Origin of the sequence: Mesorhizobium sp. LNHC229A00 (assembly GCF_000502415.1) — a bacterium.
Classification (GTDB): Bacteria; Pseudomonadota; Alphaproteobacteria; order Rhizobiales; family Rhizobiaceae; genus Mesorhizobium.
This window is the reverse complement of record NZ_AYWQ01000015.1, coordinates 69,691-83,752: the sequence shown is the minus strand read 5'-3', so window position 1 is coordinate 83,752 and position 14,062 is coordinate 69,691. Positions and strand designations below refer to the sequence as shown.

The 14,062-nt window shown below is 62.4% G+C and carries 12 protein-coding genes; 5 read left to right on the top strand and 7 right to left on the bottom strand.

Translation table 11 applies throughout. The features are described from left to right. Positions 1-2: 2 nt before the first annotated feature. Positions 3-1,331, bottom strand: coding sequence for an NAD(P)H-dependent oxidoreductase (locus X742_RS145935; RefSeq protein WP_023774163.1), 1,329 nt, complete (start codon positions 1,329-1,331; stop codon positions 3-5). A gap of 300 nt (positions 1,332-1,631) precedes the next feature. Here X742_RS145935 and X742_RS145940 point away from each other — a divergent pair, with 300 nt between their 5' ends. Both X742_RS145940 and X742_RS145945 read left to right on the top strand, forming a co-directional pair. After that, positions 1,632-2,687 carry an acyl carrier protein gene (locus X742_RS145940; protein ID WP_031248243.1) on the top strand — a complete coding sequence of 352 codons (1,056 nt, stop codon included), beginning with the start codon at positions 1,632-1,634 and terminating at the stop codon, positions 2,685-2,687. After that, the gene (locus X742_RS145945) at positions 2,684-4,156 is read left to right on the top strand and encodes a class I adenylate-forming enzyme family protein (RefSeq protein WP_023774161.1); all 1,473 of its coding nucleotides are present in this window, start codon (positions 2,684-2,686) and stop codon (positions 4,154-4,156) included. The genes X742_RS145940 and X742_RS145945 overlap by 4 nt, the downstream gene beginning before the upstream one ends. On the opposite strand, the gene X742_RS145950 is transcribed toward X742_RS145945, so the two are convergent. Beyond that, positions 4,153-6,126: a tripartite tricarboxylate transporter permease gene (locus X742_RS145950; RefSeq protein WP_023774160.1), complete on the bottom strand. Its 1,974-nt coding sequence runs from the start codon at positions 6,124-6,126 to the stop codon at positions 4,153-4,155. The two genes, X742_RS145945 and X742_RS145950, sit on opposite strands and share 4 nt — an antisense overlap. A gap of 20 nt (positions 6,127-6,146) precedes the next feature. Continuing rightward, complete coding sequence (locus X742_RS145955) at positions 6,147-7,154, bottom strand: hypothetical protein (RefSeq protein WP_023774159.1); 1,008 nt, start codon at positions 7,152-7,154, stop codon at positions 6,147-6,149. 207 nt (positions 7,155-7,361) lie between these two features. Between X742_RS145955 and X742_RS0137925 the strand changes: the two genes are divergently transcribed. Continuing rightward, entirely contained in the window at positions 7,362-8,261 is a 900-nt protein-coding gene (locus X742_RS0137925; RefSeq protein ID WP_032924267.1) for a hypothetical protein, read from the top strand. Here the strand turns inward: X742_RS0137925 and X742_RS01000000170500 are convergent. Continuing rightward, on the bottom strand, positions 8,248-9,048 hold the full coding sequence (locus X742_RS01000000170500) for a phosphodiesterase (RefSeq protein ID WP_245275597.1): 801 nt from the start codon (positions 9,046-9,048) through the stop codon (positions 8,248-8,250). The two genes, X742_RS0137925 and X742_RS01000000170500, sit on opposite strands and share 14 nt — an antisense overlap. 2 nt (positions 9,049-9,050) lie before the next feature. Then, positions 9,051-9,839: a 3-hydroxybutyrate dehydrogenase gene (locus X742_RS145960; RefSeq protein WP_023774157.1), complete on the bottom strand. Its 789-nt coding sequence runs from the start codon at positions 9,837-9,839 to the stop codon at positions 9,051-9,053. Between the two features lie 246 nt (positions 9,840-10,085). Between X742_RS145960 and X742_RS145965 the strand changes: the two genes are divergently transcribed. Both X742_RS145965 and X742_RS145970 read left to right on the top strand, forming a co-directional pair. Beyond that, the gene (locus tag X742_RS145965) at positions 10,086-10,874 is read left to right on the top strand and encodes an acetoacetate decarboxylase (protein ID WP_023774156.1); all 789 of its coding nucleotides are present in this window, start codon (positions 10,086-10,088) and stop codon (positions 10,872-10,874) included. Then, positions 10,867-12,027: a patatin-like phospholipase family protein gene (locus X742_RS145970; RefSeq protein ID WP_023774155.1), complete on the top strand. Its 1,161-nt coding sequence runs from the start codon at positions 10,867-10,869 to the stop codon at positions 12,025-12,027. The genes X742_RS145965 and X742_RS145970 overlap by 8 nt, the downstream gene beginning before the upstream one ends. On the opposite strand, the gene X742_RS1000000174175 is transcribed toward X742_RS145970, so the two are convergent. Both X742_RS1000000174175 and X742_RS145975 read right to left on the bottom strand, forming a co-directional pair. Next, positions 11,990-12,313: a hypothetical protein gene (locus tag X742_RS1000000174175; protein WP_023774154.1), complete on the bottom strand. Its 324-nt coding sequence runs from the start codon at positions 12,311-12,313 to the stop codon at positions 11,990-11,992. The genes X742_RS145970 and X742_RS1000000174175 overlap by 38 nt on opposite strands. A gap of 101 nt (positions 12,314-12,414) precedes the next feature. Further along, complete coding sequence (locus tag X742_RS145975; protein WP_023774153.1) at positions 12,415-14,025, bottom strand: inorganic phosphate transporter; 1,611 nt, start codon at positions 14,023-14,025, stop codon at positions 12,415-12,417. Positions 14,026-14,062: the final 37 nt, after the last annotated feature.

Below are 14,062 nucleotides of genomic sequence, written 5' to 3'. Positions count from 1 at the left end.
GATTACGCCTCCACGGTGCCGTAGACGAGCTTGTCCTGGCGCGCGCGCAGTTCGGCGATCTTGGAGCCCGCTGCCGGGGCGGCATTGGCGTAGGTGATAAGCTCACCCTTCTTGATCGGCGCCGTCACCGACCCGCCCTGCAGCAGGCCGCAGGGAATGGCCCTTGCGGCATGCGCTTCCGGTGCAGTCATGATCCAGGCGCGGTAGCAATATTCGCCGATCGCATCGAGCTTCTCGCCGGGCTGCATGTCCTTCTTGGCCACGGCGGCCACTTCGGCTACCGGCTTGGCCAGCGGCACCATGTCGGCCTTGCCGTAGAGCACGACGCGGGCGCAGGTCAGCGGCACTTCAAGCGAGGTCAGGTGATAGGGACGGTGGAAAGTGAAATAAGGGCCCTTGCCCATCTTCAAATCTTCCATGCGCTCCGAGATGCGCGGATGCGACATGTCGGCGACGACGAAGACGCCGGGGGCAACGCCCTTGCCGATCGAATAGTCGACGACGCCGACCCTGGACAGCACACCGCCATCCTTTTGCGGCACCAGGACCTTGGAGAGTTCACCAAGCGTCGCGGCCGGGCCATGCATGCCGGCCTTGTCGGGCACCAGACCTGTGGCGTTGGCGATCGCCGCCATCTCGACCATGGTTTTCGAGCCGTCGACGAACTCGACCAGCATGCGCACATTCATGTGCCGGCGCCTGGCCTCTTCCTCATAGGCGGGCGGCGTGGCGTCGATGTTGAGCGGATTGTTCTTGCCCTTGCCGGCGGCAACGATCGGGTGGCCCATCGCCGAGACGAATTCGATCAGCTCCATGCAGGAGGACGGCTCGTCGCCGGCGCCCAGCGAATAGGTGACGCCGAGCCGGTCGGCTTCGCTCTTGAGATAGGCGCCGATGGTGACGTCGGCCTCGACATTCATCATCACCAGATGCTTGCCATGCTCCATCGCGCGCAAGCCGATTTCGGCGCCGACGGCGGGAACGCCGGTGGCATCGATGACGACGTCTATAAGATCGTTGTTGATGACCAGGCCGGCGTCGTTGGTCACCGCCACCTTGCCGGCCTCCATGGCGGCCGTCATCGCCGAGGCGTTCGACACCTCGCGCGCATGCCCGGTTTCCTGGAAGGCGATGTCCACCGCCTTGCTGGCGGCCGGCAGGTTCAGCTCGGAGATCGCCCCGATCTCTATGCCCGACATATGGGCGACGCGGGTGACGATGTCGGTTCCCATCTCGCCCGAGCCGATCAGCCCGATGCGGATCGGCTTGCCCGATTTGCCGCGTTCCTCGAGATCGCGGGCAAGGCCCGTCAACGAAACATTGGACGCCATACCGCTCATTCCTCCCATAATGCAGGCTCGTTGATTGCCTGACGGGTATTGAACATCTGTATTTCTGTCAAGACTAATGTCCAAATCCGCGTGCTTTTGCAGCACTTTCACAAGGCATTCAGCAGGACGAAAAACCTGTTGAAGAGCCGGCAAATCGCGGGATTCGGCATTGCCGTCACTGGACTGCACGCAACGGCTGTTCGCGAGCGTCTCATCGCGCGGCGCACAGGACACTTGTTAGGAGCTCTCACCCTGCGTAAAAGCATTAGCAGTGAACACCCATCGGTTAGGGGTTTTCCGATGAACGTCCTACAACGGGCAGGACCTATGCCGCCGCCGGGCGATGGACCGGCCCATGCGATTGCCGGCATCTTCGCCGCGGAATTGAAGGTGCCGGCCGTCGGCTTCGACGACAATTTCTTCGATCTCGGCGGCGATTCGCTGATGGCGGAGACTCTGGTGCTCGCCGTGCAGAAGCGGTTCGGCGTGAAATTGCAGACTTCTGTCCTGCTCGAAGCGCAGACACCCCGCGAATTCGGCCGCTTGATCGCATCGCTGGTGCCGGAGCATCCGGCCCGTGAGCTGATAGTGCCCGTGTCCGGCAGCGTCGGCCAGGAGCCGATCGCGATGATCCACGGCATCACCGGCTCGGCCTTGTTCGCCAATCGCTTCAGCAGGCGTCTGAAAGAGAAATACGCGATCATGGCGGTGCGCGGCATGGGCACCGAACCCGGCGAGACGCCCTATTCCACCATGGCCGAAATTGGCACCAACTATTTTGAAGCCTTCATCTCGGTAACAGGCAGGCACCCTGAAGTCATCGGCGGCATATGCGTGGGTGGCCTGCTCGCGATCGAGGTCGGACGGCTGAGCCATGAGGCGACGGGCAAGCGGCCGGCAATCGTGCTCATCGATCCGCCGTCGCCAGGTTCGGCCTGGCTGAAGCCGATGCCCGACGATCGCCTCACCGAGAGGAGGCGGCGCGATATCGTGCGCAAGGTGGTCTACTGGCGCCTGTTGCGAGACACGCTGACGACGGTCGGCTTCGGACAGACCCGCCTGGGCCGCCATCTGCGCAAGAAAGCATACAAGAGCGCGCTGCTGCAGGCCGCGGCCGGTTTCGTGCCCTCGTCCTATCCCTGCGACATCCTCATCCTCGCCAGTTCGGAATGGGGAGCCACTACAGTGAAGGACTACAAGGGCTGGGCGTCTAACAAGGCCAGCGTGAAAACGGTCGTCATGCCGGGTACGCATAACAAATTCCGCAAGGCCAACATGGACGCGATCGACGCGGAGATCTTGACCTTCCTTTCCGCCCGGAGCGAAGCCGCGCGCGAAAACCCGCATCGTCAATGAGTTTTGGTCGGCAGATATTAGAGGCCTTCGCCGCGCATGGCGACAAGGTAGCGATGGTCAGCGGCCGGTCTGATATCACCTATTCCCAGGCCCTGACGCAGAGCGGGCATCTCGCAGCCAATTTCAGCGCATCGGACATCCGGCCGGGCGACCGCGTCGGCCTCGCCATGGTCGACAACATCGACGTGATCCTTTCCATCCTCGCCTGCTGGAAGATCGGCGCGACCCCTGTTGTCGTTGACTTTCGAACTCCCAGGAGTCAGCGAGCCAGGCAGGCCCGCGACTTCGATCTTAGAATGGTTTTCGAAAGCCGCGCCATGCCGGGCGATGAGGTCTATCCGAACGCCCTTTTCGACGCTGGCTGGAAATCGGCCCCGGCGCCGGGATCCGACGTCGGCCCCCCGCCGAACGATGCCGCCCCGGCCTTTTTGATCTTTTCATCCGGCACGACGGGCGATCCAAAGGCCTACACCCAGTCGCATGAGGCGCTCGCCAGGCGCATCGCGGCGCGCCGGAGCGTCGTGGAGGGAACCGCCAAGCGATTCCTGACCCCGATGGCCCTGTCATACTCGGCAATGCGCCACCAGGTTCTTGGCTATCTGCTTTATGGCGGCGTCGTCCGGTTCTTCCCGCCCCTGTTCACTCCCTCGGAACTCATCGAGGCGCTGTTATCGTTCCACGCAAGCGGCACGGCGCTGGCACCATCGGTGATTGCACGGATGGTCAAGGAAGCAGGCGAACGCGCGAGCCACCTCCTTCCCGAGCTTTCTGTTCTTTACAGCATAGGCGGACCGGCCAGAGGCGAAGACAAGATCGCTGCCTACCGTTATCTCTCCTCCGGATACCGGATCAGCTACTCATCGAGCCTCACCGGCATCATATCCTCGCTATGGGGCGGGGATATTCTGGCAAAGCCGGAAAGCGCCGGCCGTCCGGTCGCCGGCGTACAGGTCGAAATCCTCGGCGCCGATGGCCGCGTATTGCCGCAAGGTGAGCGCGGGCTGATCAAGGCGTGGACCCCGACCATGGCATCCGCGGTCCTGATGCCCGGCAACCGCCTGTTCGTCGATCCGCAGATCATGAGCTCCGACTGGGGCATCCCTGGCGATATAGGATTTCTGGACGCCGACGGATTTATCACAATCGTCGATCGGGAGGCCGATATGATTGTTCGCGGCGGTGTCAGCGTGGCGCCGCAGGAGCTTGAAAAGCTGATCCGCACCCATGCCAAGGTGCAGGACGTCGCCGTGGCCGGCTTTCCAGATGAGACCATGGGGCAGGAAATCGCTGCCTTCATCGTCTCCGACCGGGGAACAGTCGAGGAATTCCAGGCTTTCATGCGCGCCAACATCGCGCCCGACCGGCGCCCGCGCGAGATACGGCTCGTTGCAACGCTGCCTTACAGCGGCAACGGCAAGCTGCTGCGCCGCCAGATGGTCGAAGCACTGCTGCCCCATAAGGGTTCTTAGAAAATCCCACCGATGCCTGCGAGCCACGGCGTCGGCCAGGGCTGGGATGCCAGCATGTCGAAGACCGAATAGACAAAGGCCGTCGCGGCGGCAGCGATCACCAGGGGTGGCCGCCTCGACTTTGTTCCAAGCACCACTATGCTGCAGGCAACGAAAATAAAGGTCGCTGCCAGGTGCCCGACCAACAGGATGAGAAAGGCGAGGGCTAGGCAAAGGCCGATGATCGCGAGATTGCCTTTCATGGTGGGTTCCGAAACCGGAGACCATTCGCCTGGTATCGCGGCAGGCGCGGATCGGACAGGCGTGGCCCGCCTGCGCCATCGCAGCGACGTCTGCACTGTGGTCACCAGCGAAAACGCCATCAGCAATCCGGCCGTGATGATCGGGAAGATGGCGGCCTCGAAGGGAAAGCCGGTCACGGCCGTCACCAACGCCGCGAACGCAAGCAATGTCATGGTGGCGCCTGCGACAATGTCTGGCAGCGCGGGTGGCAGCGGTCCGCCGGAATTTCTGGCCCTGAACCACGACAGCGTCTGCCTGACGACCCCGAACACGGCCAGTCCAAGCAGGATGAGCACCAGCGGCTGGGCAAGCCACGACCAGCCGGAAATCTGATAGGCGAGAAAGAAATAGTTCTCGAGGCTGGGGCCGAGCACGAAGCCCAGGGAAAAGGCCGAGCGTGGCCAGTTGAGTTCCTTCATCGCCATGCCGACGGCGCCGACGCCGATGACCAGCGCGAAATCGAAGGCGCTCATATTGGTCTGGTATGCGCCAACCACGATGAAAGTGACCACCAGTGGCACCAGTATGGCGGCCGGAACCTGCGCCACGCGCGCCAGCGGCCGGGTCAGCACAAGGCAGGTCACCGCGCCCACGATATTCGCCACGGCGATGCTGAACACCATCGACATGGTGAGCGCGGCATTCTTGCCCAGCATGTCAGGGCCGGGAACGAGCCCATGGACGACAAACGCGCCGAGCAGGATGCTCATCGAGGCTGAACCCGGCACGCCGAAGGCGATGGTCGGGATGAGCGAGCCGCCCTCCTTGGCATTGTTGGCGCTCTCGGGCGCGATGACACCCCTGACATTGCCTTGGCCGAATTTCGGTCCCGAGCCAGGCCGCCGTGACGCATGGCCATAGGCGATCCAGTCCAGCACCGCGATGCCGACACCGGGAACCGCGCCAAGCAGCGAACCGATGCTGCTGCATCGCAGCACCAGCGGCCACTCCCGCAACGTGTCCCTGATGCCTTGCCACATGCCCGCATAGGTCGGTCGCTCCGCATTGCCCTGGATAGAGCCACGCAACAGGAGCGAAGCCAGCTCCGGTAGGCCGAACAGGCCGAGAAACACCAGGGCCACCGGCAGACCGTCCCAAAGATAGATTTCACCGAAGGTCCACCGGTCGATGCCGGCGATCTTATCGATGCCGACAAACGAGGCGAGCATGCCGAACATGGCCGCAGCCAGCCCCTTCAGCGGCTGGCTCCCGGCCAGCATCGCGACGATAGAGAGGCCGAAGGCACAGATGGCGAAGAAGTCCGGCGTCTTTAGATAGAGGACAAGCGGTCGCATGATGGGAATAGCTGCGGCAAGCACCAGAGCGCCGAACACGCCGCCAATCATCGACGCGGAATAGGAGGCGCCGAAGGCGCGCGCGGCTTCGCCCTTTTTTGCCATGGCATGGCCGTCGAGCACCGTCGCCGCCGCGCCGACCGAGCCCGGAACCCCGAACAGGATGGCCGGGATCGTATCGGAGGTCGTATTGACCGATCCCATACCGAGCAGGAGCGCGAAGGCGGCATAGGCGTCCATGTTGTAGGTCATGGGGATGAGCAAGGCCATCGCGAACAGCCCGCCAATGCCCGGGACAACGCCGACGACGAGGCCGACGAAAACGCCGGTCACCAGCATCAGCATGCGAAACGGCTGGGCCATCTCGACGACGGCGGTGAGGATCAGATCCACCGTTGAGCCTCGGCGGGAATCTACTTCACCAGATTTCTGGCGGTCTCGAACACATTCGGATCCACCTTCAACTGCTTCGAGACAAGCCGGCTTATATCTTCGCCGCTGGTGGCGTTGACGGTCATTTCACTGAGCTTGCCGACGTCAGCCAGGAATGCCGGATCCCTGACCATCTCCATATATCCCTTGCGCAGCGCTTCGACCGTCTCCTTGGGCGTGCCCGGTGGGACAACCAACGGGTGATGGAACTGCAAGGTCGTCTCGATGAGCGCGGCCGCCTCCCGGACCTTGGTATCCCCGATCTTGTCACTGAACCGAATAAGCTTCTCCTTGCCTGCGACGGTGCCTGAACCGAACGTCCCAATGAGGTTGAGCGTATCGCGGTTTCCGGAGATGTTGTAACTGGAAACTCCGCACATTCCGGCGATTTCGCCCCGCTGCATCGCCAGTTCGATGTCGGCTGTGCCTTCAAAGCCCGTCACGATCTTGAACCTCGCCTTCAGTCCATTCTTGACCAGCGCCGCGAAAATATAGGTCACACTGCTCTTGCCCGTCGCCCCTATCAGGAAATCAGACCGCAGGAACTTGTCCATCGTGTCGACGCCGGAGCTCTTGGCCGTCAGGCAATAGGCCGGCTCGTTGACGAGCGAGCCGATCCACTGCAGGGCAAGCGGATCGAAATTGGCGTTCTGAGGATCGAGCACTGGCGCATATGACATGGCTTCGCTGACGGAAGCGATGACGCTGCCGTCGGACGGCTCGCTGCCCAGCACCATCTTGGTGAGTTTCAGGCTGCCGCCCCCGGGCACATTTTGGACGACTATATCCGGATTGCCTGGAAGGAACCGGCCGAAGTGGCGGGCGATCAGCCGCGATGTCTGGTCATAGCCCCCGCCGGGGCCATAGCCGACCTTGATCGTGATTGTCCTGAATTCGACCGCTTGCGCCTGGGCGCCCATGGCAAAGACAATACTCGCGGCAAGGAAGGGAACGGCGCGCAATGCGCGCAAGAAGATCACGACTAACATATCAACCCCCGTGCAGAACCCCATGGCATTTTAGCGCTACGATGTCGCGATTGATAGCGCCCGCGGCCAGATCAGGCTGAAATACAGCACGCGTGTACGACAAGCCGGTGGTCGCAAAAATTCTCGCGATTCGAGACCGGGGTTGTGGGAGGATGAGCTTCGTCTTATGGAGCGAGCATCCGATTTGGAGCCGTGGCGAAGTTTGTAATGAGCTGGAAACCGGCCAAGGGCCTTGTTGATCTGCTGAATCACAATTGGCCTGTCAGAAAGGCCAAGGCTTTTCGCAACGCCTTGGTTGAGCGTGATTTTCGCGGGCGCGGCGTTGCCGAAGGCCTGAAATTCGCCGAGGAGCTGCGGCAAACCGGCTCCCGGCGCTTCTGCTTTGTCATTGCCTTCAACACGCCCTGGGTCATCGATGCGCTCACCCGAGCCTGGCAATTATATTCCTCGGGAATGACGCTGGTGGTCATCGACAATTCATCCGATCGAACGGCCAGGGTGCGCATCGCGGACATCTGCCGGGCGCGAAAAATCGCTTATTTCGGTTTGCCTCGGAACCGGGAAAGCCATCCCAACCGGTCGCACGGGATATCCATGAACTGGATCTTCCACAACATCGTTCGGCCATTGCGGCCGGAGCTTTTCGGATTTCTGGATCACGACTGCTTTCCGACCGTCCCGGTGGATATCGCCGCGGCGATGGAGGGTAAAATCGTCCATGGCTCAAAGCGCCCAGCGCAAGCGGACCCCGAAGCCTGGTTCTTGTGGGCTGGGTTCTGCTTCTTCCGCTTCAGCGCCGTGCAAGGACTGGACCTGGACTTCACACCGCGCTTTGCCAGCGGAATGGACACCGGCGGCGGAAACTGGAGCCTGCTGTATCGCGGGCTTGGCGAGAACGATGTTTCCGATGCGCAAAAGACGGCAGCCGATCTCGACTTTGATGGGATGGAAGCGAACCATCGCATGCTGGGCGGCGCCTTTTTCCACGTCGGCGGCGCCTCGCACAGAAAATTGGTCATGACCCCGCGATACCGGCGGCTGATCTCCGATCATGTGTGGGAGACCCATCTTGGCGGCGGCGAAAGCCGCCTCGTCAAGGACCCTTGACCGGCTCGGGCCGGCCCGCCTCAAAATCGTGAAAATGGACGACCACTCCATCCGCATCGATGAAGATGACGGCACAGGCTGGCGGCTCGTGGCCGAGCCGCCAGCTGTCCGAAAAATCGAGGGCGCTCTGATGGTTGGTGCTGCGTAGCGTGCTCACCGGTATGCCGCGCCAGCTGCCGGCGATCAGCCGGTGGACATGGCCGGCAAAGATGTGGCCGACATTGCCATGGCGCCGGAGAATGTCATGGAAGGCATCGGCGTCGGCGAGCCTGACCTTGTCGAGCACAGGCATGTGGATGCGGAACGGCGGGTGGTGCATGAAGAGGAAGACCGGCCTGTCGCGCGCCTCGTGCAGCTTCTCGTCCAGCCAGTCGAGACGGGCAGCGCACAGCCTGCCCTCGACATGTCCGCTGTCCAGCGTATCGAGCAGGATCAGGCGGCCATCGCCGCCATCGAAAACGCTCTGGACGAAGTCGCACTCGGCCGGCATTCCCGGGAACATTTCCAGGAAAAGCGCCCTGTCGTCGTGGTTGCCGAGCATCAGCCGGCAAGGCGGCTCGAACCGCGCCAGCGCCTCTCGCAACGCCGCATAGGCCGCGCGCTCGCCGTCATTGGTCAGGTCGCCTGAGATCACCACCAGGTCGGCATCGGCATGGTTCCTGCCGATATCCGCCAGGCAGGCTTCNCCATCAGATGCGGATCGGAGAGCTGGATGATTTTCATGGGCCGCGTACTGCCTTCCTGCCGGCGCCCTGGCGTTGGCCTGAAGGCGGCGTGTTTCGACCAATTTTACTGTGCCGTCCAGCCGCCATCCATCGGCAACGTCGTGCCGGTGATCTGCCTGGCCGCATCCGAGCACAGGAACAATGCCAGTCCCGCCAGCTCTTCGACGGTGACGAATTCCTTGGTCGGCTGCGCGGCCAGAAGCACGTCGTGCTTGACCTGTTCCTCGGTCATGCCCCGCGCCTTCATCGTGTCGGGGATCTGCTTTTCGACTAGCGGCGTCCAGACATAGCCAGGCGCGATCGCGTTCACGGTGATGCCGTCCTGCGCGACTTCCAGCGCCACCGTCTTGGTCAGGCCTGATATGCCGTGCTTGGCCGAGACATAGGCCGACTTGAACGGCGAGGCGACCAGCGCGTGCGCGGACGCCGTGTTGATGATGCGGCCCCATTTGCGTGCCTTCATGCCGGGCACCACCGCCTTGATGGCGTAGAAGGCGGCCAAAAGGTTGATGCGGATGATGGCTTCCCATTTGTCGTCGGGAAACTCCTCGATCGGCGCCACATGCTGGATGCCGGCATTGTTGACCAGTATGTCGAGGCTGCCGAGCGCCTCTTCCGCGTCATGGATCATGGCGGTGACCGCGGCGCCATCCATCATGTTGGCATCGGAATAGCGGCACTTGACGCCGAAATCCTTCTCGATGCCGGCGCGCTCCCCCTCGATGACGGCAGCATCCCCAAGACCGTTGATGGTCACGTTGGCGCCCTCGGCGGCAAAGGCGCGGGCGATTGCCAGGCCGATACCGCTGGTCGAGCCGGTGACGAGGGCATTCTTCGAAGACAGGGAAGCCATGGGAGATCTCGCGCGAGGTGGGAGGGAACATGACGATATAATTGTGCGTCGCAGCATGACAATGGCAGAGCCATATGTCGATGCGATTACAAGCCAGGAGACAGCGCCTGCCTGTCCTCGCCGGTTCGGAAACCATGGTCGTTAGGCGCTGACACGGCACTGTCATGGTGCCGTGCAACACAATCGTTGCGCATTCGCGCGGTCCTTCCTGAACGAATTCGTCCGACAGAACCTTGGGGCAACAGCATGGAAATCGCCGATGTCGTTAAGCGCGCCTATGCAATGCCGCTCACCAATCCCTCATTCCCGCCGGGCCCCTATCGCTTTTTCGACCGCGAATACATCATCATCACCTATCGCACGACACGCGAAGCGCTCGAGGCCGTCGTGCCGGCGCCGCTGGAAATCGACGAACCGCTGGTCAAGTACGAATTCATCCGCATGCCGGACTCCACCGGCTTCGGCGACTACACCGAGACCGGCCAGGTGATCCCGGTGCGCTACAAGGGCCAGCATGGCGGCTACGTTCATTCGATGTATCTCGACGATGACGCGCCGATTGCCGGCGGTCGCGAGCTGTGGGGGTTTCCAAAGAAGCTCGCCAATCCCAAGATCGTCCATGAAGGCGAGGTGATCGTCGGCACGCTGCACTATGGCAGCGTTCTGTGCGCCACCGGCACGATGGGCTACAAGCATCGGGAAGCCGACCACGATTCCGTGCTCGCCTCGCTCGCCTCCCCCAATTTCCTTATCAAGATCATCCCCCATGTCGACGGCACGCCGCGCATCTGCGAGCTGGTCCGCTACTACCTCACCGATATCACGCTGAAGGAAGCTTGGACGGCGCCCGCCGCGCTCGATCTGCGGCCACATGTCATGGCCGACGTGGCGAAGCTGCCCGTGCTCGACATCGTGTCGGCGGTTCACTTCAAGGCCGATCTGACGCTCGGCCTGGGCGAAGTCGTGCATGATTACCTCGCTGACCACAGCCGATCCGCTGCCAGCGCAACCCAGCTGGAGAAAGTCAGTGCTTGATCGTAACCGCAACAAGGCAGCCGCCGCCACCATTGAGGAAATCACGGCGCAGTATGACCGTATCGCGCTGGTCTTTCAGGGCGGCGGCGCGCTCGGCGCCTATCAGGCCGGGGTCTATCAGGCGCTTGCCGATGCCGGCTGCGAGCCGACCTGGCTATCCGGAGTCTCCATCGGCGCCATCAATGCCGCCATCGTCGCAGGCAACGAGCCGAGCCGCCGGCTGCAGCGGCTGGAACAGTTCTGGCAGACGATTTCCGGCCGCAAGATCTGGTCCTACACGCCCGAAGGCGACATCTACCGCGACATCCGCAACCAGACCTCATCGTTGATGACGATGACGATGGGCCAGCCCGGTTTCTTCAAGCCGCGCAATCCCAATCCTTGGTTCCAGCTGTCGGGCGCCGAAGGCGCCACCAGCTTCTACGACACCGCCGAACTGAAGGGCACGCTGGCGAGCCTGATCGACTTCGACGTGCTCAACGACGGCAAGAAGCGGCTGAGCGTCGGCGCGGTCAATGTCAGGACCGGTAACTTCGTCTATTTCGACACCGAGAAGGTGCGTATCGAGCCGGAGCACATCATGGCCAGCGGCGCGCTGCCGCCGGCCTTTCCTTCGATCCGTATCGAGGGCGAGTACTATTGGGATGGTGGCATCGTCTCCAACACGCCGCTGCAATACCTGCTCGACCAGGAAGAGGACCGTTCCTCGCTGGTCTTCCAGGTCGATCTGTTCAGCGCCCGCGGCGTGCTGCCGCGCGGCATGGCCGACGTGCTGTCGCGCCACAAGAACATCATGTATTCGAGCCGCACGCGGCAGAACACCGATAACTTCGAGCGCATCCATGCGCTGAAGATGAAGCTGCTCGATGCGCTGAAGCGCGTGCCGTCGGAGCAGCTTAGGGAAGGCGAGCAGGAGTTGATCGTCGACTATTCCAACGCCGGCGTCGTCAACATCGTCCACCTGATCTATCAGCACAAGGGCTATGAGGGCCACGCCAAGGACTATGAGTTTTCGGGCACCTCGATGCGCGAGCATTGGGAGATGGGCCTCGAGGACACCGAGCGCACGCTGCGTCATAAGAAGTGGCTGATGCTGCCGACCAATGCCGACGGCGTCACCATCCACGACCTGCATCGCGAAGATCCGACCTGAAGGTCAGGCCTGAAACGCCTTGGCCCGGAATGCCGGGGCCGGGCTCGGAACCTAAGATTGGCGCAAGATCTCGTGCGCCCTTGCCGACAGCTTCCAGTCCGAGCGGTCCTCGTCCTGGAAAAGTGCCGCTAGCGCCGAGATCGGGCGGTGCAGGGAGACCGCCAGACGGCGAACATCTTTCAGCCGCCTTTTCGTCGGCAAGCCGTTCGGTCACCAGATGATCTTCCACCTCGTCGAGCCTCTTGGTCGTCACGGCAAGCAGGGCCGGATGCGATGCGTCGTTCATGACTGACGCCCGAAATCGTCGCGAACCTGTCGCTGGAAAACGAGACGGCGCCAATGTGGCGCCGTCGGTAGTGTTGTTGTCAGTGTTGCCGCTTCGCCCACTCAGAACACCTGGCGGAAGATGATGAACAGCACGAAGGCCAGTGTGATCGAGCAGGGCAGGGTCAGCACCCAGGCGAGCAGCAGATTGCGCACCGTCGACCATTGCAGGCCCGAGCCGTTGGCAGCCATGGTTCCGGCAACGCCGGACGACAGCACATGGGTCGTCGACACCGGCAGACCCAGGCGGTCGGCCATGCCGATGGTGACCATCGCCACGAGTTCGGCGGCCGCGCCCTGGCCATAGGTCAGGTGGCTCTTGCCGATCTTCTCGCCGACCGTGACGACGATGCGTTTCCAGCCGACCATGGTGCCCAGGCCAAGCGCCAGGGCCACCGCGACCTTCACCCAGATCGGGATGAACTTCGTCGCGTTGTCGACGGCCTTGTGATAGTCGGTCACCGCCTTGAGATCGGCGGCCTCCATCGGCAGCAACTGTTTCTTGTCGATCAGTTTCAGCGCCTCGCCGATCAGGTAGATGTCGTTGCGGGCGTTGCTGACCAGATCGGTCGGCACGGTGTCGACGGAAGCGTAAGGCTGCAGCTCGGCCGTCGTGTCGTGGATGTAGCTCTGCAGAGCGACGGTCGTCTTGTCGGTCCAGCTCCGGGTGCGCACGGCATCCTGCACGGCTGCCTTGGCATCCTTCGCATCGGCGATGGTGACACCGGGCTTCACATATTTGCCCAGCGCGGTCTCCACGCTGACCGAAGCGGACTTGTAGGCTTCGAGATAGTTGATGTCGGGCGTGCGGTTGAGCGCATAGGCCGTCGGCACCACGCCGATCAGGATCAGCATGATCAGGCCCATGCCCTTCTGGCCGTCATTGGAGCCATGCGCGAAGCTGACGCCGGTGCAGGTGAAGATCAGCAGCGCGCGGATCCACCAGGGCGGCGGGGCATTGCCTTTCGGCGCCTCGTAGAGCGCCGGATTGCGGACGAGAAGCTTCATCGCATAGAGCAGGATCGCCGCGGCAAAGAAGCCGATGATCGGCGACACCAGCAGGGTTATGCCGACGTTGGTCGCCTGCGACCAGTCGACACCGCTGGTGGCGCTGCCGGCAGGCGCCATGAACTGGTTGGCGAGGCCGACGCCGATGATCGAACCGACCATCGTGTGTGAGCTCGACGCCGGCAGGCCGAGAAACCAGGTGCCGAGGTTCCACAGGATGGCGGCCACCAGCAGTGCGAACACCATGGCAAAGCCGGAGGAAGAACCCACCTGCAGGATCAGCTCGACCGGCAGTAGCGACAGGATGCCGAAGGCGACCGCGCCGCTGGAAGTGAGAACCCCGAGGAAATTGAAGGCGCCCGACCACATGACGGCGAATTCCGCCGGCAGCGAGCGTGTGTAGATGACGGTCGCCACCGCATTGGCGGTGTCATGGAAACCGTTGACGAATTCGAAGCCGAGCGCGATCAGCAAGGCGATGCCGAGCAGGATCCACGGCACCGTCTTGGCGACCGCCAGATCCTGGCTCAGTGCGTAGCCGACATACACCACCCCGACCAGCACCAGCACACCGAAGACCGGCAGGAACCACTTCGCGCCACCCGAAGTATCCAGCGGATGATCCGGCCTTGGAATGCCCGCCTCGCTAGAAACTATGTCCACCATGTCCCACTCCTATTGCATTGCAGCAAAGAACTGGAAA

Coding starts and splice junctions, on each gene's coding strand:
- X742_RS145965 (WP_023774156.1), top strand. CDS start 10,086: ATGGAAATCGCCGATGTCGTTAAGCGCGCCTATGCAATGCCGCTCACC.
- X742_RS0137925 (WP_032924267.1), top strand. CDS start 7,362: ATGAGCTGGAAACCGGCCAAGGGCCTTGTTGATCTGCTGAATCACAAT.
- X742_RS145945 (WP_023774161.1), top strand. CDS start 2,684: ATGAGTTTTGGTCGGCAGATATTAGAGGCCTTCGCCGCGCATGGCGAC.
- X742_RS145935 (WP_023774163.1), bottom strand. CDS start 1,331: ATGGCGTCCAATGTTTCGTTGACGGGCCTTGCCCGCGATCTCGAGGAA.
- X742_RS145955 (WP_023774159.1), bottom strand. CDS start 7,154: ATGTTAGTCGTGATCTTCTTGCGCGCATTGCGCGCCGTTCCCTTCCTT.
- X742_RS145960 (WP_023774157.1), bottom strand. CDS start 9,839: ATGGCTTCCCTGTCTTCGAAGAATGCCCTCGTCACCGGCTCGACCAGC.
- X742_RS145975 (WP_023774153.1), bottom strand. CDS start 14,025: ATGGTGGACATAGTTTCTAGCGAGGCGGGCATTCCAAGGCCGGATCAT.
- X742_RS145940 (WP_031248243.1), top strand. CDS start 1,632: ATGAACGTCCTACAACGGGCAGGACCTATGCCGCCGCCGGGCGATGGA.
- X742_RS1000000174175 (WP_023774154.1), bottom strand. CDS start 12,313: ATGAACGACGCATCGCATCCGGCCCTGCTTGCCGTGACGACCAAGAGG.